The sequence below is a fragment of the Nocardioides mangrovi genome (assembly GCF_020073815.1).
Classification (GTDB): domain Bacteria; phylum Actinomycetota; class Actinomycetes; order Propionibacteriales; family Nocardioidaceae; genus Nocardioides; species Nocardioides mangrovi.
Window position 1 is genome coordinate 58,242 of record NZ_JAIQZJ010000012.1, and the last position, 21,829, is coordinate 80,070.

Annotated in this window: 21 protein-coding genes; 15 read left to right on the plus strand and 6 right to left on the minus strand. The window is 72.9% G+C overall.

All coding sequences use genetic code 11. The annotated features are described in order from the left end of the window. The first annotated feature begins 14 nt into the window (after positions 1–14). On the plus strand, positions 15–1,574 hold the full coding sequence (locus K8U61_RS18185; RefSeq protein ID WP_224124470.1) for a leucyl aminopeptidase family protein: 1,560 nt from the start codon (positions 15–17) through the stop codon (positions 1,572–1,574). A 6-nt stretch (positions 1,575–1,580) separates the two neighbouring features. Here K8U61_RS18185 and K8U61_RS18190 read toward each other — a convergent pair whose 3' ends face one another. Beyond that, positions 1,581–2,222, minus strand: a complete 642-nt coding sequence (locus K8U61_RS18190) for an O-methyltransferase (protein ID WP_224124471.1) — start codon at positions 2,220–2,222, stop codon at positions 1,581–1,583. Between the two features lie 144 nt (positions 2,223–2,366). Here K8U61_RS18190 and sigE point away from each other — a divergent pair, with 144 nt between their 5' ends. The 3 genes from sigE to K8U61_RS18205 are packed head-to-tail and all read left to right on the plus strand — an operon-like array spanning position 2,367 to position 4,784. Continuing rightward, the gene (gene sigE / locus K8U61_RS18195; protein WP_224124590.1) at positions 2,367–3,002 is read left to right on the plus strand and encodes an RNA polymerase sigma factor SigE; all 636 of its coding nucleotides are present in this window, start codon (positions 2,367–2,369) and stop codon (positions 3,000–3,002) included. Beyond that, a complete protein-coding gene (locus K8U61_RS18200) occupies positions 2,999–3,481 on the plus strand; it encodes an anti-sigma factor (RefSeq protein ID WP_224124472.1) in 483 nt (160 codons plus the stop codon). The genes sigE and K8U61_RS18200 overlap by 4 nt, the downstream gene beginning before the upstream one ends. Before the next feature lie 4 nt (positions 3,482–3,485). Further along, positions 3,486–4,784 (plus strand): S1C family serine protease, encoded by a 1,299-nt coding sequence (locus K8U61_RS18205; protein ID WP_224124473.1) that lies wholly within the window; start codon positions 3,486–3,488, stop codon positions 4,782–4,784. A 5-nt stretch (positions 4,785–4,789) separates the two neighbouring features. Here K8U61_RS18205 and K8U61_RS18210 read toward each other — a convergent pair whose 3' ends face one another. Continuing rightward, on the minus strand, positions 4,790–5,023 hold the full coding sequence (locus tag K8U61_RS18210) for a helix-turn-helix domain-containing protein (RefSeq protein WP_224124474.1): 234 nt from the start codon (positions 5,021–5,023) through the stop codon (positions 4,790–4,792). Positions 5,024–5,123: 100 nt separating this feature from the next. On the opposite strand from K8U61_RS18210, the gene K8U61_RS18215 reads away from it, so the two are divergent. The 3 genes from K8U61_RS18215 (at position 5,124) to K8U61_RS18225 (ending at position 7,909) form a co-directional block, all read left to right on the plus strand. After that, positions 5,124–5,789, plus strand: coding sequence for a hypothetical protein (locus K8U61_RS18215; RefSeq protein ID WP_224124475.1), 666 nt, complete (start codon positions 5,124–5,126; stop codon positions 5,787–5,789). Between the two features lie 10 nt (positions 5,790–5,799). Then, the gene (locus K8U61_RS18220) at positions 5,800–7,014 is read left to right on the plus strand and encodes a CpaE/TadZ family protein (RefSeq protein WP_224124476.1); all 1,215 of its coding nucleotides are present in this window, start codon (positions 5,800–5,802) and stop codon (positions 7,012–7,014) included. Positions 7,015–7,123: 109 nt separating this feature from the next. Then, the gene (locus tag K8U61_RS18225) at positions 7,124–7,909 is read left to right on the plus strand and encodes a hypothetical protein (RefSeq protein ID WP_224124477.1); all 786 of its coding nucleotides are present in this window, start codon (positions 7,124–7,126) and stop codon (positions 7,907–7,909) included. 16 nt (positions 7,910–7,925) lie between these two features. Here K8U61_RS18225 and K8U61_RS18230 read toward each other — a convergent pair whose 3' ends face one another. Beyond that, on the minus strand, positions 7,926–9,251 hold the full coding sequence (locus K8U61_RS18230; protein WP_224124478.1) for a hypothetical protein: 1,326 nt from the start codon (positions 9,249–9,251) through the stop codon (positions 7,926–7,928). A gap of 3 nt (positions 9,252–9,254) precedes the next feature. Then, positions 9,255–9,596: a hypothetical protein gene (locus tag K8U61_RS18235; RefSeq protein WP_224124479.1), complete on the minus strand. Its 342-nt coding sequence runs from the start codon at positions 9,594–9,596 to the stop codon at positions 9,255–9,257. Positions 9,597–9,721: 125 nt separating this feature from the next. Here K8U61_RS18235 and K8U61_RS18240 point away from each other — a divergent pair, with 125 nt between their 5' ends. From K8U61_RS18240 to K8U61_RS18255, 4 genes are read left to right on the plus strand one after another with little or no spacing between them, the layout of a single operon-like run. Beyond that, entirely contained in the window at positions 9,722–11,167 is a 1,446-nt protein-coding gene (locus tag K8U61_RS18240; protein ID WP_224124480.1) for a WS/DGAT/MGAT family O-acyltransferase, read from the plus strand. Beyond that, on the plus strand, positions 11,164–11,526 hold the full coding sequence (locus K8U61_RS18245) for a DUF6912 family protein (protein ID WP_224124481.1): 363 nt from the start codon (positions 11,164–11,166) through the stop codon (positions 11,524–11,526). Before K8U61_RS18240 ends, K8U61_RS18245 begins: the two co-directional genes overlap by 4 nt. A gap of 13 nt (positions 11,527–11,539) precedes the next feature. After that, on the plus strand, positions 11,540–13,168 hold the full coding sequence (gene pruA / locus K8U61_RS18250; RefSeq protein ID WP_224124482.1) for an L-glutamate gamma-semialdehyde dehydrogenase: 1,629 nt from the start codon (positions 11,540–11,542) through the stop codon (positions 13,166–13,168). Positions 13,169–13,172: 4 nt separating this feature from the next. Beyond that, a complete protein-coding gene (locus K8U61_RS18255; protein WP_224124483.1) occupies positions 13,173–13,394 on the plus strand; it encodes a hypothetical protein in 222 nt (73 codons plus the stop codon). On the opposite strand, the gene K8U61_RS18260 is transcribed toward K8U61_RS18255, so the two are convergent. Both K8U61_RS18260 and K8U61_RS18265 read right to left on the minus strand, forming a co-directional pair. After that, positions 13,379–13,861, minus strand: a complete 483-nt coding sequence (locus K8U61_RS18260; RefSeq protein WP_224124484.1) for a DUF2505 domain-containing protein — start codon at positions 13,859–13,861, stop codon at positions 13,379–13,381. The two genes, K8U61_RS18255 and K8U61_RS18260, sit on opposite strands and share 16 nt — an antisense overlap. Beyond that, the gene (locus K8U61_RS18265; protein WP_224124485.1) at positions 13,858–14,340 is read right to left on the minus strand and encodes a DUF2505 domain-containing protein; all 483 of its coding nucleotides are present in this window, start codon (positions 14,338–14,340) and stop codon (positions 13,858–13,860) included. Before K8U61_RS18265 ends, K8U61_RS18260 begins: the two co-directional genes overlap by 4 nt. Before the next feature lie 139 nt (positions 14,341–14,479). On the opposite strand from K8U61_RS18265, the gene K8U61_RS18270 reads away from it, so the two are divergent. The 4 genes from K8U61_RS18270 (at position 14,480) to K8U61_RS18285 (ending at position 21,817) form a co-directional block, all read left to right on the plus strand. Beyond that, a complete protein-coding gene (locus K8U61_RS18270) occupies positions 14,480–15,304 on the plus strand; it encodes a tryptophan 2,3-dioxygenase family protein (RefSeq protein ID WP_224124486.1) in 825 nt (274 codons plus the stop codon). 67 nt (positions 15,305–15,371) lie between these two features. Beyond that, positions 15,372–20,249: an NAD-glutamate dehydrogenase gene (locus K8U61_RS18275; RefSeq protein WP_224124487.1), complete on the plus strand. Its 4,878-nt coding sequence runs from the start codon at positions 15,372–15,374 to the stop codon at positions 20,247–20,249. 36 nt (positions 20,250–20,285) lie between these two features. Beyond that, positions 20,286–20,780: a SigE family RNA polymerase sigma factor gene (locus tag K8U61_RS18280; protein ID WP_224124488.1), complete on the plus strand. Its 495-nt coding sequence runs from the start codon at positions 20,286–20,288 to the stop codon at positions 20,778–20,780. Further along, the gene (locus tag K8U61_RS18285; RefSeq protein WP_224124489.1) at positions 20,777–21,817 is read left to right on the plus strand and encodes a hypothetical protein; all 1,041 of its coding nucleotides are present in this window, start codon (positions 20,777–20,779) and stop codon (positions 21,815–21,817) included. The genes K8U61_RS18280 and K8U61_RS18285 overlap by 4 nt, the downstream gene beginning before the upstream one ends. Positions 21,818–21,829: the final 12 nt, after the last annotated feature.

A 21,829-nucleotide genomic window follows, 5' to 3' on the forward strand; every position in this document is an offset into this window, starting at 1 on the left:
ACCACCGGCTGAACGTGCCCACCACCGACCCGGTCCTCCCGAGCCAGGTCTCACCGCCGGAGTTCGCGCTGAGTGCGGCCCTGCCGCACGCCGTCGTGGGCGTCGAGGTCGTGGCGCTGCCGGTCCTCCCCGCCGACCCTGCGGTCGACGGCGAGGACGGGCCGCTCCTCGGTCCCGGTGCCGCCGAGCTGGGCGAGACGCTCGACCTCGACCTGCTCGCGGTCCTCGAGAGCGCGGGGGCCACCGGTCGCGCCGGCGAGGTGACGGCCGTGCCCGTGCCGCTCGGCGGCCCGGACCACGCCGACCTGCGCTGCGTGCTCCTGGTGGGCGTCGGCGACCAGCGTCCGGCCGACCTGCGCCGGGCCGGTGCCGCGCTGGCCCGGGCGACGCGCGACCGCGACGCGGTCGCCACGACGATCCCCGCGATCGCCCCGGACGACGGCCTGGAGCCGTTCGTCGTGGGCGCGATGCTCGGCTCGTTCGCCTTCCACTGGCGCTCGGCGGCGCCGGAGCACCCGCCGGTCCGTCGCGTCGTGCTCGCCGACGTGCCCGACGACCACGCCGGGTCGCTGGCTCGCGCGATCGCGATCGGCGGCGCCGGGTGGCGCGCACGCACCCTGGCGACCGTGCCCTCCAACCTCAAGAACCCCGCCTGGCTGGCCGGACAGGCCGAGCAGGTCGCGGCCGAGGCCGGCCTCGACGTGGCCGTCTGGGACGAGCGCAAGCTGGCCGCCGAGGGCTTCGGGGGCGTGCTCGGGGTCGGCCAGGGCTCGGCCTCGCCGCCGCGGCTGATCCGCCTCGACTACGCCCCGCGCAAGGCCAACCGACGTACGCCGACGGTCGTGCTGGTCGGCAAGGGCATCACCTTCGACACCGGTGGGCTCTCCATCAAGCCGGCCGAGGCGATGTCGACCATGAAGCGCGACATGACCGGCGGCGCGGTCGTCATCGCGACCATGGCCGCCCTGGCGGCCGTGGACTGCCCGGTGCGGGTCGTCGGGCTCGTGCCCGCCGCCGAGAACTCCGTCGGCGCCGCCTCGATGCGCCCCGGTGACGTGATCCGTCACCGCGGCGGGCGCACCACCGAGGTGACCAACACCGACGCCGAGGGCCGGCTCGTGATGGCCGACGCGCTCGCGTACGCCGTCAGCGACCTCAAGCCGACCGTGCTGGTCGACGTCGCCACGCTCACCGGCGCGATGAAGGTCGCGCTCGGCACCGAGGTCGGTGGCTTCTTCGCCAACGACGACGCGCTCGCCGCGACCCTGCGTGACGCCGGTGATCGGGCGGGCGAGCCACTGTGGCGCTTCCCGCTGGCCGAGGCCTACGAGCCCAAGCTCGCCTCGAAGGTCGCCGACGCCGACAACGGCGCGGGCGGCCCGGGGGCGATCACCGCGGCCCTCTTCCTCCAGCACTTCGTCGGTGACCTGCCGTGGGCGCACCTTGACGTCGCGTCCGTGGGCGACTCGCCCGAGGACCGCTTCGAGTGGAGCAAGGGCCCGACCGGGTTCGGCGCTCGCGCGCTGCTCGAGTGGCTCGGCTCGCCCGAGCCCCTCGCGGGCGTCGGGGGCTGACCCGGCTCACTCGGAGTCGGGCGACCAGACCTTCTTGGCGAGGAGCAGGCCGTCGCCGACGGGGAGCAGCACCGGGACGAGGTCGTCGCGCTCGGCGATCTCGCGGCCGAGGTCGCGGATCGCGACCGTCTCCTCGTCGCGCTGCGCCGGGTCGGCGACCCGGTCGTGCCAGAGCGCGTTGTCGAAGGCGACCACGCCACCGGGACGCAGCAGGCGCAGCGCCTCCTTGAGGTAGGCGGAGTACTCCGCCTTGTCGCCGTCGGCGAAGACGAGGTCGTAGTGGCCGTCGGTCAGGCGGGGGAGCACGTCGAGCGCGGCGCCGGAGATGGTGCGGACGCGCTGGTTGGCGATGCCGGCCTCGGTGAAGGACTGCCGGGCGAGGCGCTGGTGCTCGGTCTCGATGTCGACCGTGGTCAGGACCCCGTCGGCACGCATGCCGCGCAGCAGCCAGAGGCCCGAGACGCCGGTGCCGGTGCCGATCTCGACGACGGCGCGGGCCTCGAGCACGGAGGCCAGGAACCGCAGGGCGGCGCCGCCGCCGGACCCGATCGGGGTGACCCCGACCTCGGTGGCGCGGGCGCGGGCCTCGACGAGCACCTCGTCCTCGGTGACGAACTCCTCGGCGTAGCTCCAGCTCCCAGGCTTCACGGGGTTCAACCTAGCCTGATCATCGGGAACACTGGTGGATGCACACTCGTTCATCCCGACGTGAGCAGAAAAGCCACCAGGTCCTCACAGGATCCCTCCCAGGTTCCTTTCAGGCGACGTCCCTACGGTCAGGAGGCACCAGCCCTGAACCCGCAGACGCGCACGAGCCAGGAGACAACGGTGGACACCACGACCGAGGCCCTCCCGACCTGGGAGCAGATCGTCGAGCAGCACTCCGACCGTGTCTACCGCCTGGCCTACCGGCTGACCGGCGACCGGCACGACGCCGAGGACCTCACCCAGGAGGTCTTCGTCCGCGTCTTCCGCTCGCTGAACACCTACACGCCCGGCACCTTCGAGGGCTGGCTGCACCGGATCACCACCAACCTCTTCCTCGACCAGGCCCGCCGCAAGCAGCGGATCCGCTTCGACGCGCTCTCCGACGAGCGCGCGGAGCGCCTCACCAGCAGCGCGCCGAGCCCGGACGCGGCGTACGCCGACCGGACCTTCGACGACGACGTCGAGCGGGCCCTCGCGACGCTGCCGCCCGACTTCCGCGCCGCGGTGGTGCTCTGCGACGTCGAGGGCCTCAGCTACGAGGAGATCGCCGAGATCCTCGGCGCCAAGCTCGGCACCGTGCGCTCGCGGATCCACCGCGGCCGCGGCATGCTGCGCAGCGCCCTCGCCCACCGCGCGCCGGCCGCCGGGCGGGCCCGCTACGCCGGACCCTCCGACGCACAGCTCTCGGGCCACACCTCGGCCCAGGGGACGGGCTCGTGATCGGGCACCTCGGCAACCGGGTCAGCGCGCTCCTCGACGGGCAGATGTCCGCCGAGGAGTCCGAGCGCGCCTGGGCGCACGTGCACACCTGCCACGCCTGCCGCGACCTCGTCGAGCGTGAGGGCTGGGTCAAGACCCGGCTCGCCGGCCTCGCCTTCCAGGGTCCGCCGCCCGCGGCGCCCGCGGGCCTCAAGGGCTCCCTGATGGGCGCCTGCTCGGGCGGCTCCGCGCTCACGCCGGGGGAGAGCTACCTCGCCATCAGCCACACCACGCCACGCCGGCGCAGCGTCGGCCTCGCCGTGGGCGGCGGGGCGGTCGGTGCCGCGGTGATGGGCGTCCTCGCCCTCGGGGCCGCGCCCGCCGACGCGCCCACCATCGACCGGCGCGCTCCGGTCACCTCGATCACCCAGCCGACCGTCTCCCAGACGGCGGCCCCGACCCCCACCAGGCATGGTGTGGGCGTCGACCGGTCAAGATAGGGGCGTGACGCACGACGACGGCCAGCCCGCCGAGCCGACGCGGCCGCTGACGCCGCCCCCGCCCGGTCCGCCGTCCGCCTACCCGCCGGCACCCGCACCGGCACCCACCTGGGTCCCGCCGACCGTGCAGGCCCCGCCGTACGCCTGGCGGCCCCCCCAGCCCGGCTTCGCGCCGCCGATGCCGCCCGCGCCTCCGCGGCCGCCACGCGGCCGGGTGCCCGGCTGGCTGTGGCCGGTCGTCTGCGTGCTCGCGCTGGTGCTCGGCGTCCTCGGCGGCGCGCTCGGCGCCGTCGTCGTCGACCGGATCGACGAGCAGACCGGCACCGTCGCCGGCGGTCTCGACGACGTCGACACCGTCACCGAGGCGCCGCTGCCGGCCGAGAACGGCTCGGTCGCCGCGGTCGCCCGCAAGCTGCTGCCGAGCACGGTGCAGATCTCGGCCGAGTACGACGGCCAGCGCGGCGGCGCCACCGGCTCGGGCTTCGTCCTGGACCGGCAGGGCCACATCATCACCAACAACCACGTCGTCGCCGACGCGGCCTCCGACGACGGTCCGATCGAGATCGTCGACGAGGACGGCGACCGCTACGACGCCACCGTCGTCGGCCGCAGCTCGGTCTACGACATCGCGGTGCTCTTCGCGCCCGAGGCCAAGCACCTGACCCCGGCGTCCCTGGGCTCCTCGCAGCGGCTGGTCGTGGGGGAGAGCGTCGTGGCGTTCGGGTCGCCCCTCGGCCTCAGCTCGACGGTGACCGCGGGCATCGTCAGCGCCCTGCACCGCCCGGTCACCACCGGCGGCGACTCCGGCGACGACTCCTCCTACATCAACGCCGTGCAGACCGACGCGGCGATCAACCCCGGCAACTCCGGCGGCCCGCTCGTCGACCTCCAGGGGCAGGTCGTCGGGGTCAACTCCGCCATCGCCACGACCGGCGGCAGCGCCGGCGGCGAGTCCGGCAACATCGGCGTCGGCTTCGCGATCCCGATCGAGCAGGTGCGGGTCACCGCCGACCAGATCCTGCGCACCGGCAAGGCGCAGTACCCCGTCATCGGCGCCCAGGTCCGCACCGGCGGCCAGAACGGCGCCGAGGTCGACGAGGTCAACCCGGGCACCCCTGCCGAGAAGGGTGGCCTGGAGAAGGGCGACGTGATCGTCGAGGTCGACGGCCAGCGGGTCACCGACGGCATCTCCCTCATCGTCGCCATCCGCGCCCACCAGCCCGGCGACACCGTCACCTTCACCGTCGACCGCGACGGCGACCAGAAGAGCGTGACCGTCACGCTCGGCGGCGAGGTCGGTTAGACCGCTCAGCCGTCCTCGGCGTCGACGAACGGGTGCTCGTCGACGAAGGTCTTGGTCTCGGCGTACATCCGCTGGATGAAGTCCTCGAGCTGGGTCGACTCGACCCGCCACTGGCCGCGGCCGCCGATCTTGATCGCGGGCAGCTCGCCGCGCCGGACCAGTGCGTAGACCTGGGCGCTGGAGGTGTTGAGCACCTCGGCCACGTCGGCCAGGGTGAGGAAGCGGGGCGTCGCGGCCATGGGCCCATCGTCGCACCTCGCGACCGCGGCCGGACGGCGGCCCGCGGGGGCCTGTGGAGAGCCGGGTTTCGGGGCGCGGCCGGAGGGTGATCATGTCGGCGTGGCGCTCGGGGTCGACACGCGGACGAGCGGGGCCGATACGTCGGTCCCGGCGGCCACGCGCGCGACCACCCCGGGGTGGCGCGACCCCCGGCTCTGGATCGGCCTGCTGATCGTCGCGCTCTCCGTCGTCGCCGGCTCGCGGCTGCTCGCGTCGGCCGACGACACCGTCGCGGTCTGGGCGGTCGCCGCCGACGCCGGCGCCGGTGCCGAGCTCACCGACGCCGACCTCGTCGTCCACCGGGTGCGCTTCGCCGACGGCGACGACCTCTCCGCCTACTACGCCGCCGACGACGAGCTGCCCGCCACGCTGCGCCTGGTCCGTGCCGTCGGGGCCGGCGAGCTGCTGCCGCGGGCCGCGGTCGGCGCGGCCGACGCCCCGAGCGACGTCGTCGAGCTGCCGGTCGGGGTCGACCCGGCCCAGGTCCCGCCGAGCGTCCGGGCGGGCTCCGTCGTCGACGTCTACCTCCTCGGCGGCAAGGGCGACGCCGGCCCGGTGCTGGAGGAGGTCACCGTCGTGTCGGCGAGCAGCCCCGAGTCGGGCTTCGGATCGGTCGGCGGCCAGCTGCAGCTGGTGCTCGCCGTCCCCCAGGAGGCCGCCGCCGACTTCCTCGCCGCCGTCGGGGCCAGCGACCAGCCGACCCTGACCGTCGTACGACGGAGCTGAGCGGATCGTCATGGCCGACCGCGTCGTGGTCCTGATCGTCGCGTCGGGTGCCGCCTGGGAGCCCGAGGCGCTCCGGCTGCTCGGCGACCACCCGCGGATCGTGGTGCTGCGCCGGTGCGTGGACGTCGACGACCTGCTCGCCGCCGCCAGCGCCGGCCAGGCCGACGTCGCCGTCGTCGGCCTCGACGCACCCGGCCTCGACCGGGCCGCGGTCGACCACCTCCGCGTGCACGGCGTGCGCGCCGTGGCGATCACCCCGGCCGCCGCGACCCTCGACGGCGGCCGGCTCCGGGCCGGCCGCGTCGGCATCCCGATCGTGGTGACCGAGGACCTCCTCGGCACCCTGCCCGACGCCGTCTGCGCGGCCGAGCCGCGTCCGACCCAGCCCCGCACCCCGCCGCCGTCGCGACCACCGGACGGCGCCGTCCCGCCGGCCGCGTCGACGCCCGGCCGGGTGGTCGCCGTCTGGGGGCCGGGTGGCGCTCCGGGGCGCTCCACCGTCGCGACCGCGGTCGCCTCCGAGCTTGCCCGCCGGCGTCGCCGTACCGTCCTGGTCGACGCCGACCCCTACGGCGGCGCGCTCGCCCAGCAGTTGGGCATCCTCGACGAGGTCTCCGGGCTGCTCTCGGCCGCCCGGCTGGCCACGGGCGGGCAGCTCGCCGCCCGCTTCGGATCGGTCCAGCGCGGGATCGACGGACACCTGAGCGTCGTCACCGGCCTGCCGCGCGGCGACCGGTGGGTCGAGGTGCGCCACGGGGCGCTCGAGGAGCTGCTGGAGGTCGCGGGCGAGCAGGCCGAGGTCGTCGTCGACACCGGCTTCAGCCTCGAGGAGGGGCCGGCCGCCGAGCTGGGCGGCCGACCGAGCCGCAACCACCTGACCCTGGCCGCGCTCGACACCGCCGACGAGGTGCTGGTGGTCGGCTCCGCCGACCCGGTCGGGCTGTCCCGGCTCGCCCGCGGGCTCGTCGAGCTGCGCGAGCGCAGGCCGGACCCGGTCCAGGTCGTCGTCAACCGGATGCGTCCCACCCTGGGGTGGACCGAGCGCGACATCGTCGGGATGCTCTCGGGCTTCTCCCACGCCTCGGCCGTCCACTTCCTGCCCGACGACCAGCCGGCGGTCGACCGGGCGCTGGTCGCCGGACGCACCCTCCTCGAGGGTGGCGAGTCGCCGCTGACCCGCGCCGTGGCCCGTCTCGTCGACGCGCTCCTGCCCCTGCCCGTGTAGCCCTGGGGAGGGCCGGGTGTGAGGAAGACGTGAAGAAACCTGTGAGGGTTCTGTCAGGAAGGTCGCCGCAGATCCCTCAGGGCAGCGCTCCGGATGCCGAATTCACCTCGTGTGGCATCTCGATGACTTCGAGCCGGACGCCTCCGACATGGAGACGCGCCTGCTCTATCCCCAAGGGCGGCGGAGCTACTCCGTGTCGCCGCTGCTGGGGTCCGTCGTGCCCGCCGTCCTGCCGCGACTGTCGCGCGTCGAGCTCGGCATGCTGGGGGCGATCCGCGGACCGGTGAGCCCGACGGTGCTCCCGGCCGGGGCGCCGAGCGACGTCCTGGTCGCGCAGATCCGGGTCCGCAAGGAGCTGCTCCGCTTCTACGTCGACCGGATGCCCGAGCTCGAGCGCGTCCACCGCCACGGCGTCGACGCGCTGCTCGACGTCGCCACCGTCATGCACCTGGAGAAGTGGGTCCACCCGGACATCCACGAGCAGACGCTCCTGCCGCTGCGGTCCCTGGTCGGGCCCGAGGAGGAGCTCGGGTTCGGTCCGGCGTACGTCGAGGTGCTCGACGTCCTGCACGCGCTGAGCCACTTCATGGGCAACGCCCAGCGCAGCAGCGCCGTCACCGCGGCCTGGATGGGCCGCCGCCTCAGCCACTGGGACCTGCTCGCCAGCGAGCTCTTCTCCGCCGCCAACGTCACCGGCCGGCTGGTCTCGCTGCGGATGGTCAGCCGCGTGCTCGCGGTGTCCAGCGAGGCCGTCCGCCACGGTCACGTCTTCCGCGCGACCATGCTCCGCGCCGCCGCGCTCGTCCTCGGCGACCTGCTCGACGAGGACCTCTCGCAGGCCGCGAGCGAGCCGTGGTTCGCCGGCCACCGCGCCGGCGGCCAGGCGGCCGCCTGACCCCGGGCCGACGAGGTCAGGCGGCGAACAGCAGGTAGAGGCCGCCGACGGTGAAGGCGATCATCGCGGCCAGCAGCGGCAGCTGACCGGTCAGCTGGTGCCGCTTCGGCAGGATCCGGATCGCCCGGTCGTGGGCGGCGATCACGCCGAGCACGTGGCCGGCGACGACCGCGAGCACCTTGATGTTGGCCAGCAGCGTCGGGTGGTAGCTCAGCCAGTAGCTCGGGGTGAGGTTGGCCGTGCCGAGGAAGTTGTCCCCCCGGCTGAAGGGGTCGCTGAGCTGGACCAGCGTGATCTGTCCGACCTCGACGAGGTAGCTCAGGTAGTGCGCGACCACGTAGCCGATCACGATCGGCACCACCGAGTGGGCGAACTGGTTGGGCAGCGAGGTGCGCTGGAGGTCGTCGCCGAGCCCGGTCAGCATGGTGCCCGCCGCGAAGACGAGGCCGACGCCGACGCAGAACGCGAGCAGGCCCAGGTTGTTGAGCAGGTACGCCGAGGTGGTGCTGCCCTGCACGAACTGCACCCAGTGGGTCGAGTCCTTGAACGAGTCGAACGCGGTGCTGCCGAAGAGCACCGCGACCACGCCCACCAGGCCCGGCCGGACCGGCGTCGCGTCCAGGTTGGCGAGCGGGCTGCGGATCAGCAGCACCCCGTCGCGCCGGCCCCAGGCCGACATCCGCGAGGCGAGCGTGGAGTAGACCTCGAACGGGTCGCACCGCTCGTAGAAGACGTTGCCGAAGAGCGCCCCGCCGACCAGCATCACCGCGACGTACGCCGCGCACCACAGCCGCACCGGGCCGAGCTCGGTGGAGTAGGGGTAGACCAGCTCGAGCCAGACGAAGGCGAAGAGTCCGACCGCGGCCGGCCAGTGGCCGAGCCGCTCGGGGTAGGTGAGGACGCCGCGCTCCGGGTCGCTGCCCGCGACCTTCGCGAAGGCGAGGTTGATCGTGCGGACCGGGCTGATCGCTTTCCAGACCGGACCGAGGAGGAGGGAGAGCGGCACCAGGCCGACCCACCACCACACGTAGAAGACGCCGAAGACCGGGTTGATGACCAGGTCCTTGCCGAGGATCGCGGCGGCGCCGACGTAGAGGAAGAGGACCATCCCGAAGGTCCGCCACAGCACCCGCCACCAGGTGCTGTCGACGATGTCGGCCAGCCACGAGGGGGCGGGGCGGCCGCTGGTCGAGGCGTCGTAGCGCGGGTTGCGCCACGCGACGGCGAGGACGGTGAAGGAGACGACCAGCGCGGCCGTCGCACCTGCGATCGCCAGCTCGGGCGAGATGGGCAGGTCCTTGGCCCCGCCGATCCCGTGGGCGAGGTTGATCCCGTCGGACACGGGTCAGCTGACCTCGAGCTGGACGATCACCTTGTCCAGGTGGTGCGACTCGACGTCGACGGTGCCGGGCTGGTCGATGCCCTGGATCGTCTGCGTGGACTGTCCGGCGGGGTACTCCAGCTCCTGCTCCGGCGAGGAGTGGACGTGGATCTCACCGGCGACGTCCGCGTCGATCTTGAGCTCGATGGGCTGCCCGGTGGACACCTCGACCCGCTCGCCGTTGGGCGTGACGTCCTCGCCGTCGAAGGTCACCTCGATGACCTTGGGGTCGCTGGATCCGGAGCTGGGCTTGTCCTCGTCGCCGCAGGCGCTGACGAGGGTGAGCGTGGCGAGGACTGCGGCCACGGCTGCGAGGGTACGGCGCATCGTGCATCCTTCTCGTCGAGTGACGTCTGTCAGAATCCCATGCCAGACAAACTCCCGGTACGCCGGGGCTGGCCAGCCAGAGGCATGCGACGAAAGGGCAGCAGTTGAACGAGCGCCTGCGACCGCGTGACGTGGCCCTGCTGGCGGAGGAGTCCACCTCCTCGCCGATGCACAACGCGACGGTCGAGATCTTCGACCCGGGCACGTCCGGCTTCGACTACGCCCGGCTGGTCGAGCTCGTGGCCGACCGGCTCGCGTTCGTGCCCCGCTACCGCCAGCGCATCCAGACCGTTCCCGGCCGGATGGCCAACCCGGTCTGGGTCGACGACGACAGCTTCGACCTCGGCTACCACGTACGCCGCTCCGCGCTCCCGCGCCCCGGGTCGCTCGACCAGCTCCGCGAACTGGTCGCCCGGATCGTGTCGCGCCCGCTCGACCGCAACCGGCCGCTGTGGGAGATCTACTTCGTCGAGGGTCTGGCCGACGGCCAGGTCGCGCTGCTCTCCAAGTCCCACCAGGTGCTCGTCGACGGCATCGAGACCGTCGACATCGGCCAGGTCCTGCTCGATACCTCCCCGGAGCGCGGCCAGCTGGGGCCTGACGACTGGCGACCGCGACGGCGGCCGTCGCCGTTCGCCCTCATGGGGGGCGCGGTCCGCGACTCGGTGACCGACCCCGGCACCGTGGCCGACACCGCTCGCAGCACCGCCGGCACGGTCCTGCGCGGCGTCGCCGGCACCGCCCGCACGACCGGCCGCGTGGTCGACGCCCTCGCCAACCGCCGGCCGCGCGGCGAGTCGCCGATCATCGGGCCGCTCTCCCAGCAGCGCCGTGTGGTCACGGTCCGCACCGACCTCGCCGACCACCGCAAGATCCGGGAGGCGCACGGCGTCACGGTCAACGACGTGGTGCTGGCGACCGTCACCGGCGGCCTGCGGGCGTGGCTGATGAGCCGTGGCGAGTCGATGCGCGGGATCCGCCAGATCCGCGTGCTCGCGCCGGTGTCGGTCATCGACGCCGAGCTGGAGGCGACCGCCCTCGGCTCGCAGATCGCCGCCCACTACGTCGACCTCCCGATCTGGGAGGCCAGCCCGGTGGTCCGGCTGCACCAGGTCTCCTACTCGTTCCTCGCCCACCAGGAGACCGGCCGGGGCGTCTCGGCCAGCCGACTCGCGGCGATGGCGGGCTTCGCGCCGACGACCTTCCACGCCCTGGGCTCGCGGATCGCCGCCGCCGAGCGCCGCGCCTACCAGCTCTGCGTCACCAACGTGCCGGGCCCGCAGGCGCCGCTCTACGCCGCGGGCGCGCGCATGGTCGCGACCTACCCCGTCCCGCCGCTGCTGGAGGGCCACCCGTTGACGATCGGCGTCACGTCGTACGACGGCGGCGTCTACTACGGCCTGACCGCCGACCGCGACATGCTGCCCGACGCCGACCTGCTCGGCCCGTGCCTGCGCGAGGCGCTCGACGAGCTCCTCGACTCCGCGACCGGCGGCCGCACCCGAGCGCCGCGCGGCCGGCGCAAGCGCAAGACCCCGGACGACGCATGAGCCGGGTCTACCTGCCGCTGACGCTCGCCGGTCTGGCCGCCGCGCGTGACGAGGGGACGGTCGTCGCGACCGACGACCTCGTCGTCGCCGTCGACGACTCCGAGGAGCAGGAGTACGCCGCGCTGATGACCGCCGCCGACGCGTCCGCGGCGCTGCTCGACGGGCCCGGCCGTCGCGTCGTCCTGGTGGCCGAGCTCGACCGCGAGCCGCAGCCCGGCGACGCCGTACCCCGCAAGCGGTGGGCCGCGCTGCACGCCGACGAGGCGGACCGCCCGGTCGACGCCGACCCGGACGACGACCTCGGGTGGTACGGCGTGCAGGAGATCGACGCCGTGTTGGGGGTCTCCGGAGGGGAGTGAGAGCATCGCAGGCATGGACGCCGTGACCTCTCCTCCCGCCCCGGTGAACGAGCCCAACCTCAGCTACGCACCCGGCACCCCCGAGCGCGAGAGCCTCCTCGCCGAGATCGCCGTGCTCGAGAAGCGGCAGAAGACGCTGCGCGGCTACGTCAACGGCCGCTGGAAGGCCGGCGGCGGCGCGGAGACCAAGGTCGTCCAGCCGCACGACCACCAGCACGTGCTCGGCACCTTCAAGCAGTCCACGCAGGCCGACGCGCGCGCCGCGGTCAAGGCTGCCGGTGACGCCGCGCCCGAGTGGCGTGCTCTCTCCTTCGACGACCGCGCCGCGATCATCCTCAAGGCCGCGGACCTGCTCGCCGGCCCGTGGCGCCAGCGCCTCAACGCCGCCACCGTGCTGGGCCAGTCGAAGACGCCGTTCCAGGCCGAGATCGACGCCGCCTGCGAGCTCATCGACTTCTGGCGCTTCAACGTCCAGTACGCCCGCGAGATCCTCGCCGACCAGCCGATCGCCAACAGCCCCGGCGTCTGGAACCGCACCGACCACCGCCCGCTCGAGGGCTTCGTCTACGCGATCACGCCCTTCAACTTCACCGCGATCGCCGGCAACCTGCCGACCGCCCCCGCGCTGATGGGCAACACCGTCATCTGGAAGCCCTCGCCGACCCAGCAGCTCGCCGCGTCCCTGACGATGGAGCTGCTCGAGGAGGCCGGTCTGCCGCCGGGCGTGATCAACATGCTCCCCGGCGACGGCATCGAGGTCTCGAAGGTCACGCTGGCCTCGCCCGACCTCGCCGGCATCCACTTCACCGGCTCGACCCCGACCTTCCAGCACCTGTGGAGCGAGGTCGGCGCCAACATCGCCCACTACCGCTCCTACCCGCGGATCGTCGGCGAGACCGGCGGCAAGGACTTCATCGTCGCCCACCCGTCGGCCGACCCCGACGTGCTGCGCACCGCGATGATCCGCGGCGCCTTCGAGTTCCAGGGCCAGAAGTGCTCGGCCGCCTCCCGCGCGTACGTGCCGAAGTCGGTCTGGGCGAAGATGAAGGACTCCTTCCTCGCCGAGATCGAGTCGATCACCATCGGCGACCCGACCGACTTCTCCAACTTCATGGGCGCGGTCATCGACGACCGGGCCTTCGCCAAGCACAAGGCCGCGATCGCCCGCGCCAAGCGCCAGGCCAAGCTCGACGTCATCGTCGGCGGCAAGACCGACGACTCGGTGGGCTACTTCGTGCACCCGACGGTCGTGGAGTCCAAGGACCCGACCGACGCGATGTTCACGACCGAGTACTTCGGCCCGATCCTCGCCGTCCACGTCTACGACGACGCCCGCTTCGAGCAGGTCGTCCGCGGCATGGAGTCGATCGCGCCGTACGCCCTGACCGGCTCGATCATCGCCCAGGACCGCCGCGCGATCGCGTGGGCCCAGAACGAGCTGCGCTTCGCCGCCGGCAACTTCTACATCAACGACAAGCCCACCGGCGCGGTCGTCGGGCAGCAGCCGTTCGGGGGTGGCCGGGCCTCCGGCACCAACGACAAGGCCGGTGCCGCGGTCAACCTGCTCAGGTGGACCAGCCCGCGGTCGATCAAGGAGACGTTCGTCCCGCCGACCGACTACCGCTACCCCTACCTGGGCTGAGGCCATGGACCCCGACCTGATCGCACTCCACATGGGTGCGCTGCACCCCTACGAGCAGGCCCTGACGCTGGTCCTGGCCTTCGGCCCGTTCGTCGTGCTCGGCGGCGTGATCGTGCTCCGGCGCCGGCAGGACGCCCGCGAGGAGGCCGCGCAGGCGGGCGCCCAGGCCCAGGCAGAGGCTCAGACAGAGGCTCAGGCAGAGGCGCAGGCTCAGGCGGAGAGGTAGCCGCGCGCGACCTTCTCCTCGGCGACCAGCGCCTTGCGGAGCATGTCGGCGATCAGCTTCTCGATCTTCCCGCCGACCAGCGGGATACCGACGGTGATGACGCACGCGACCGTCTCGGTCGTGGTGCCGCCGTCCTCGGTGAGCTCGATGCTGCCGACCATCTGGCCCGGCTTGCCGGGGATGGTGACGTGGAGCTCGGCGTGGTCGGCGGCGGTCCACTCCTCGCGCTGGACGATGTTGATCTGGTCGCCCACGAACTTCGTCGCGAAGCTCGGCAGGCCCTTGGCCGGCTGCACCTGGTCGAGCACGACCACGACCGTGTCGCCGTCCTGCTCGAAGGTCACGGCGTTCTTCGTCCCGCCCTGCGCCGCGATGACCTCCTCGCGGTAGGCCTGGTCGTCCAGCATCGCGCCGACGTCGGCCAGCGCGGCGTCGTACGTCATCGTGTGGCAGAAGTCCGTGCTCATCGCTGTCCCTCCAGGTAGGTCACGCCGACGGTGTGCTCGGCCTCCATGCCGGCCGTGATCTTCTCGGCCAGCAGCTTCTCCAGCTTGCCGCCGATCAGCGGCACCTTGATCCTCAGGTCGAGCTCGACGACCTCGGTGGTCGTGCCGCCGCCGTCGACCAACGTGATCGTCCCGCGCACCTGCGAGGGCTTGCCGGGCGCGTCGATCTCGAGGGTGCCGCCGGTCGGGTCGGTCCACACCTCGCGCTGGATCGCCCGGGTCGAGTCGCCGGCGAAGGTGCGCGCGAAGGACGGGAGGTCGTCGGTGCGCTGCAGCTGGTCGATGGTGAGCGTGAAGCCCTCGCCGGTGCGCTCGACCTCGACCTCTGCGGAGATCACGTCCTGCGCGGCGCAGGCCGCCTCCCGGAAGGCCGGGTCGGCGAGCATCGCGAAGACGTCGGCCGGTGCGGCGTCGTAGGTCACCTCGTGTCGGAACCTCATGGCGGTCATCATGCCGGGATCGAGATCTGCCGGGGCGGCGCCCTCCCGTCGTACCTGACGAACGGGTCGTGAAATCGTCGGATCGGCGACCCCTACGTCAGGTACGACGAGCCCGGGACGCAGCCGTACCCTCAGGCGCATGAGCGGCGATGACGGCCAGACCACCGAGAGCTTCGTGTCCTTCGGCGAGCAGGGGGCGCAGCTCACCTACGGCTCGTACCTGCGGCTGCCGGACCTGCTGGACTCCCAGCACCTCGAGTCCGACCCGCCCGCGCACGACGAGCTGCTCTTCATCACCATCCACCAGGTCTACGAGCTGTGGTTCAAGCAGCTGCTGCACGAGGTGACCGCGGCCCGCGACGCGATGCTCGCCGGCGCCGAGGGCGGGCGGCTGTGGTGGGCGCAGCACCTCCTCGCGCGGGTGCACGTGATCGAGCGGGTGCTGGTGCAGCAGGTCGACGTGCTCGAGACGATGACCCCGCAGGACTTCCTGGAGTTCCGCCAGCGGCTCGCGCCGGCCAGCGGCTTCCAGTCGGTGCAGTTCCGCGAGCTCGAGTTCCTCTCCGGCGCGAAGGACCCGTCGTACGTACGCCGCTTCCGCGGCCTCACGGAGGCCGAGGAGGAGCGGCTGGCCGAGCGGCTCGAGGAGCCGACGCTGTGGGACGCCTTCCTCGCGGTGCTGCGGTCGGTCGGCCTGCCCGCGGGAAGCGACGAGGAGGTCTCGGCCTCGATGCGGACCGTCGCCCACGACCGCGACCAGCACGCCGCGGTGTGGGCGCTCGCCGAGGCGCTGCTCCAGCACGACGAGCTCGCCGCGAGCTGGCGCGCGCGGCACGTGGTGATGGTCGAGCGGATGATCGGCAGCAAGTCCGGCACCGGTGGGTCGAGCGGCTCGACGTACCTCCGCTCGCGGCTGCCGCTGCAGTACTACCCGCTGCTCTGGGACCTCCGCAGCGAGCTCTGACCGGCGACCGGACTCGCCGGGCACCCCGACTGGTGAGTAACCGGCACCGGGTCCTACTGTCGGAGACGTGTCAACGACGACGCACGAGCCCGACCTGTCCGCACTCCTCTCGGCTGCCGTGGAGGTGGCCCGCAGCGGCAGGGGTAGCGGTGGCCCACCCCGCGACCACGTCGACGCCCTGGTCCGTGCCTACTACCGGCACGTGGCCGCCGAGGACGTCGCCGACCGCTCCGACGTCGACGTGTACGGCGCCTTCGCCTCGCACTACCGGCTCGCCGGCCAGCGTCCGCAGGGCACCGCGCGGGTCCGGGTCAGCACCCCCGGCCTGACCGACCAGGGCTGGTCGGCCGACGGCCACACCGTCGTCGAGGTCGTCGTCGACGACATGCCCTTCCTCGTCGACTCGCTCACGATGGAGCTCTCCCGGCTGCTGCACGACGTGCACGTCGTGATCCACCCCCTCTTCGACGTGGTCCGCGACATCACCGGCACCCTCCAGGAGGTGCGGCCGGTCGCCGACGGCGAGGACGAGCACGCCGAGGTGCTGCGCGAGTCGTGGATGCACGTCGAGATCGACCGGCTGCCCGAGGGCACCGACGTCACCGCGATCGAGGACGCCGTGCAGCGGGTGCTCCGCGACGTCCGCGAGGCCGTCGAGGACTGGCCCAAGATGCACGCCCAGGTCGCCGACATCGTCCACGAGCTGAGCACCGACCCGCCGGCCGGCGTGCCGATCGACGAGGTGCACCAGTCGCGCGACCTCCTCCAGTGGCTGGCCGAGGACCACTTCACCTTCCTGGGCTATCGCGAGTACAGCCTCGAGGACCGCGACGGCGGCGAGTACCTCCGCGGCGTCCCCGGCACCGGGCTGGGCATCCTGCGCGCCGACCAGGACATGGGCACGACGTCGGGCAAGCTCCCGCCGGCCGCGGCCAGCCGGGCCCGCGAGAAGACGCTCATGGTGCTCACCAAGGCCAACTCACGCTCGACGGTCCACCGCCCGGCGTACCTCGACTACGTCGGCATCAAGAAGTTCGAGAACGGCGAGGTCGTCGGCGAGCGGCGCTTCCTCGGGCTCTACTCGAGCGCCGCCTACACCGAGTCGCTGACCCGGATCCCGATGCTGCGCGACCGCGCGACCGCTGTCCTCAAGCGCATCGGCTTCGCGCCGCAGAGCCACGACGGCAAGGCGCTGATGGACACCCTCGAGACCTACCCGCGCGACGAGCTCTTCCACACGACCGTCGACGAGCTGGCGCCGATGGCGGAGGCCGCGATGCACGCGCGGGAGCGCCGGCAGCTGCGGCTCTTCATCCGCCGCGACACCTACGGGCGCTACGTCTCCGTGCTCGTCTACCTGCCGCGCGACCGCTACAACACCAACGTCCGCGAGCGCTTCTCCGAGATCCTCAAGGACTCCCTCGGCGGCGACTCGGTCGAGTTCACGGTGCGCCTCACCGAGTCGACGACCGCGCGCGTGCACTTCGTCGTGCACCCGCCCAAGGGCGCGACCATCCACGACGTCGATGCCGCCGACCTCGAGCGCCGGCTCACCGAGGCGTCGCGCTCGTGGCGCGACGACTTCGTGAGCGCGGTCTTCGCGGAGTACGGCGAGCAGGCGGGCGCCGCCCTCGCGCGGCGCTACCTCGAGTCCTTCCCCGAGGCCTACAAGGAGGACTTCTCCCCGCGGCGCGCGGCCTCCGACCTCGGCCGCGTCGAGGGGATCACCACCGGGCCGGACGGCTCCGGCATCGACCTCGCCCTCTACGAGGACCTCGACGCCGGGCGCGGCGAGGTGCGGCTCAAGGTCTACCGCGTCGGCCCGCCGCTGTCGCTCTCGCACGTGCTGCCGATGCTGTCCTCGATGGGTGTCGAGGTCGTCGACGAGCGACCCTACGAGCTGGCCGGGCTCGAGCGCACGACGTACCTCTACGAGTTCGGCCTGCGCTACCCGGTCGCGCTGCCGGACGGGGCGCGCGACCTCTTCCAGGACGCGATCCGGGCGATCTGGGACGGCTACAACGAGATCGACGGCTTCAACGGCCTGGTGCTCGCCGCCGGGCTCTCGTGGCGGCAGGCGACCCTGCTCCGGGCGTACGCGAAGTACATGCGCCAGGGGAACTCGCCCTTCGCCCTCGACTACATCGAGGAGGCGCTGCTCAGCAACGTCGACATCACCCGCCAGCTGGTGCGGCTCTTCGAGACCCGCTTCGACCCGACCCGCGTGCGGGGCGAGGACGGCAGCGCGGAGGAGACGGTCGTCGAGCGGATCACCCGGGCGCTCGACGACGTGGCGAGCCTCGACCACGACCGCATCCTGCGCTCCTACCTGACCCACGTGCGGGCGACGCTGCGCACCAACTACTTCCAGCCCGATCGGGACGGCGGCCTGCGGCCCTACATCTCGCTCAAGCTGGAGCCGTCGGCGATCCCGGACCTGCCGGCCCCGCGGCCGCGCTTCGAGATCTTCGTCTACTCGCCGCGCGTCGAGGGTTCCCACCTGCGCTTCGGTGCCGTCGCGCGCGGCGGCCTGCGCTGGTCCGACCGCCGCGACGACTTCCGCACCGAGGTGCTCGGCCTGGTCAAGGCGCAGATGGTCAAGAACACCGTGATCGTGCCGGTCGGCGCGAAGGGCGCCTTCTTCTGCAAGCAGCTGCCCGACCCGTCGGTGGACCGCGAGGCGTGGCTGGCCGAGGGCATCGCCTGCTACACGACCTTCATCTCCGGGCTGCTCGACATCACCGACAACCTCGTCGACGGCGCCACCGTGCCGCCGCGCGACGTGGTGCGCCACGACGGCGACGACACCTACCTGGTCGTCGCCGCCGACAAGGGCACCGCGACCTTCTCCGACATCGCCAACGGCGTCTCGCAGGACTACGGCTTCTGGCTCGGCGACGCCTTCGCCAGCGGGGGCTCGGTCGGCTACGACCACAAGGCGATGGGCATCACCGCCCGCGGTGCCTGGGTCTCGGTGCAGCGCCACTTCCGCGAGCGAGGCATCGACTGCCAGACCGAGGACTTCACGTGCGTCGGCATCGGCGACATGTCCGGCGACGTCTTCGGCAACGGCATGCTCTGCTCCGAGCACACCCGGCTGGTGGCCGCCTTCGACCACCGCGACATCTTCCTCGACCCGACGCCCGACCCGGCCGCGTCGTACGCCGAGCGCAAGCGGATGTTCGCGCTGCCGCGGTCGAGCTGGCAGGACTACGACACGTCCCTCATCTCCGAGGGCGGTGGCGTCTACTCGCGGGCCCTGAAGAAGATCCCGCTCAACGACGCGGTGCGTGGGGTGCTCGGCATCGACGCGGGGGTCCAGAGCATGACGCCCGCCGAGCTGATGAACGCGATCCTGAAGGCGCCGGTCGACCTGCTCTGGAACGGCGGCATCGGCACCTACGTCAAGGCGTCGACCGAGACCCACGCCCACGCGGGCGACAAGGCCAACGACGGCATCCGGGTCGACGGCAAGGACCTGCGCGCCCGGTGCGTGGGGGAGGGCGGCAACCTCGGCCTGACCCAGCTCGGCCGGATCGAGTACGCCCGCGAGGGCGTCGGTGGTGCGGGCGGCCGGATCAACACCGACTTCATCGACAACTCCGCCGGCGTCGACACCTCCGACCACGAGGTCAACCTCAAGATCCTGCTCGACCGCGTGGTCAAGGACGGCGACCTCACCGAGAAGCAGCGCAACCACCTGCTCGCCGAGATGACCGACGAGATCGCCGGTCTGGTGCTGCGCGACAACTACGAGCAGAACCTCGCGCTGGCCAACTCCCTCGACCACTCGGCGTCACTCCTGCACGTCTACGAGGACTGGATCCGCCGGCTCGAGCGCGACGGCGTCCTCGACCGCGAGCTCGAGGGGCTCCCGTCGCGCACGGAGGTACGCCGCCGGCTCGAGGCCCGGGAGGGCCTGAGCGCTCCCGAGCTGGCCGTGCTGCTGTCGTGGACCAAGATCGTGCTGGCCGACGAGCTGCTGGAGTCCGACCTGCCGGAGGACCCCTACCTCGACCTGGACCTGCGGGCCTACTTCCCCGGACCGGTGCAGGAGGGCTTCGGCGCGCAGGTCGAGCAGCACCCGCTGCGCCGGGAGATCATCGTGACCCAGGTGGTCAACGACCTGGTCAACGGCGCGGGCCTGACCTTCTGGCCGCGGCTCTCGGGCGAGACCGGCACCAGCGCCGCCGAGCTCACCCGCGCCAACTTCGTGGCCCGCGAGATCTTCGGCTCGCTGCCGCTGCGCAAGGAGCTCGCGTCGTACGACAACCGGCTCGACGCAGCGGTCCAGACCCGGATGCGCCTGGAGATGCGCACGCTCGTCGAGCGCGCGACCCGCTGGCTGGTCAACAACCGCCGGCCGCCGCTCGACACGGGCGGCACCGTCGAGCTCTTCGCCGACGCCGTGCAGCGCACCATGGCCGAGCTGCCGGAGCTGATGAGCGGCCGCGAGCTCGCGGCGTACGCCGCCCGGCGCGAGTCGCTCGAGCAGAGTGGCGTCCCGGACGACCTGGCCTCGCGGGTGGCCGTGCTGCCGCCGGCCTACATGCTGCTCGGGATCATCGAGATCGCCACCCGCGAGGAGCTCGACCCCGCGGTCGTCGCCCGGGTCCACTTCGCCCTCGGCGAGCGGCTCGGCCTGCCCGGGCTGGTGCAGCGGATCCTCGCCCTCCCGCGGGCCGACCGCTGGCAGACGATGGCCCGCGCCGCGCTGCGCGACGACCTGCACGCCGTGCACGCGCAGCTCACCGCGCTGGTGCTCGCCACGACCTCGCCCGACGAGTCCGCGGCCGCGCGGATCGCCGCCTGGGAGGACGCCGACGACGTGCTCGTGCCGCGCGCGGCCGGGACGCTCGAGGAGATCTGCTCCGACGACCAGGCCGACCTGGCCCGGCTCTCGGTCGGGCTGCGCGTGGTGCGGGGACTCCTGGCCAACAGCTGACCCAACCTCGGCGGCCCCCGGCTGCGTCTGGAGGACATGCAGACGGACGACTTCGCGGAGTTCTACCGCTCGACGTGGCCGCGGCTCTACCGGACGGCGTACGCCGTGGCGGGGGATGCGGCGGCCGCGGAGGACGCCTTGCAGACCGCGTTCGCCCGGGCGTACGCGTCGTGGCGCCGCGTCCGAGCGGCCGAGCACCCCGAGGCCTACGTGCGGCGGATCGTCGTCAACGAGGTGATCAGCGCCGCCCGCCGACCCTGGCGCCGCGAGCGGGCCAGCGAGTCGCCGCCCGACCGGGGCATGCCCGACGCGACGGCGGCCGTCGCCGACCGCGACGAGCTGTGGCGCGCGGTGCTCGCCCTGCCGGTGCGCCAGCGGGCGGTCGTGGTGCTCCGCTACTACGAGGACCTCTCCGAGGAGCAGATCGCCGAGGTCCTCGGCTGCTCCCGCGGCACCGTGAAGTCCCAGGCGTCCGACGCCCTCGCCGCCCTCCGCCGGCACGCCGGCGTCACGATCGGAGACCTGTCATGACCGGACTCGCCGAGCTCCTGCACGACCGTCTCGACGACGTGCCTGTTCCGCCCGCCGACCTCGACCGGGTCGAGCAGCAGGGCCGCCGGATCCGGCGGCGGCGACGCGCCCCGCTGGTGGTCGGCGCCGTCGTCCTGGTGGCCGTCGCCGGCTACGCGCTCCGCCCGGGCGGAGCCGACGACCGGTCCGAGCGCCGGATCGACCCGATCGGCCGGCTGGACTTCGGCGACGGGCTGCGGGCGTACGCCGACCCCGGGCGCGTCGTGCACCTCGGCGACCGCACCGTTCCGGCCGCCGACCTCGAGGCGCTCGACACCGACGCGGCCGCGACTCCGTTCGGGATCGTGTTCTACGCGGACGGCGTCCCGATGCTCCTGGAGGAGTCGGGGGACTCCGTCCCGCTGCAGCCCGGCGCCGAGCGCGGCGACTTCCTGCCGACGTCGAAGGCCGACTCGGTGAACCCGTGGGTGGCCTACGGCGCGACCGTCGACGGGCAGCCCACCGTCGTGGTGCGCGACCTGGCGCGGGGCACGGTCGTGGCGACCCACCCGGTGCCCGGCGACACGGTCATCGACGCGCTCGACGACGGCGTCGTCTTCCTGCGCACCGGCGAGGGGACGACGGTCTGGGACCCCGCGACCGACACCGAGTCGGACCTCGCGGGTCCGAGGACCTCGGTGGCCGACGTCCGCGGCGGGGTGGTGCTCTACGACGGTCAGCGGCCCAGCGGGCCGGCGGCACCGGCGTACCGCCTGGTCGAGGGTGCCATCGACGCGCAGCTCACCTTCGACGGCGCACACGTTCTGTACTGGTCGAACCGTCTCGAGCCCACCGACGGTGGCGACCCGATCGTGCTCGACCACCAGGGCACGTTCTTCGCGGTCGACACGGACGGCTCGATCCTGATGGCCGGCAGCCAGCGCGGGGCGCCGGGGGACACGTTCTACGACTGCGAGGTGCCGTCCGGGACCTGCGTCGAGCTCGGCACCCTGCGGATGACCGGCGGTGACCCGATGTTCATCGGCGTCGACATGTGACTCGCTAGTCTC

Bases quoted from the DNA above. Each gene is read 5' to 3' on its own strand.
- K8U61_RS18280 (WP_224124488.1), top strand. From the start codon at position 20,286: ATGCAGACGGACGACTTCGCGGAGTTCTACCGCTCGACGTGGCCGCGG.
- K8U61_RS18210 (WP_224124474.1), bottom strand. From the start codon at position 5,023: ATGGCCGCGACGCCCCGCTTCCTCACCCTGGCCGACGTGGCCGAGGTG.
- pruA (WP_224124482.1), top strand. From the start codon at position 11,540: ATGGACGCCGTGACCTCTCCTCCCGCCCCGGTGAACGAGCCCAACCTC.
- K8U61_RS18260 (WP_224124484.1), bottom strand. From the start codon at position 13,861: ATGAGCACGGACTTCTGCCACACGATGACGTACGACGCCGCGCTGGCC.
- K8U61_RS18265 (WP_224124485.1), bottom strand. From the start codon at position 14,340: ATGAGGTTCCGACACGAGGTGACCTACGACGCCGCACCGGCCGACGTC.
- K8U61_RS18220 (WP_224124476.1), top strand. From the start codon at position 5,800: ATGGCCGACCGCGTCGTGGTCCTGATCGTCGCGTCGGGTGCCGCCTGG.
- K8U61_RS18255 (WP_224124483.1), top strand. From the start codon at position 13,173: ATGGACCCCGACCTGATCGCACTCCACATGGGTGCGCTGCACCCCTAC.
- K8U61_RS18285 (WP_224124489.1), top strand. From the start codon at position 20,777: ATGACCGGACTCGCCGAGCTCCTGCACGACCGTCTCGACGACGTGCCT.
- K8U61_RS18245 (WP_224124481.1), top strand. From the start codon at position 11,164: ATGAGCCGGGTCTACCTGCCGCTGACGCTCGCCGGTCTGGCCGCCGCG.
- K8U61_RS18270 (WP_224124486.1), top strand. From the start codon at position 14,480: ATGAGCGGCGATGACGGCCAGACCACCGAGAGCTTCGTGTCCTTCGGC.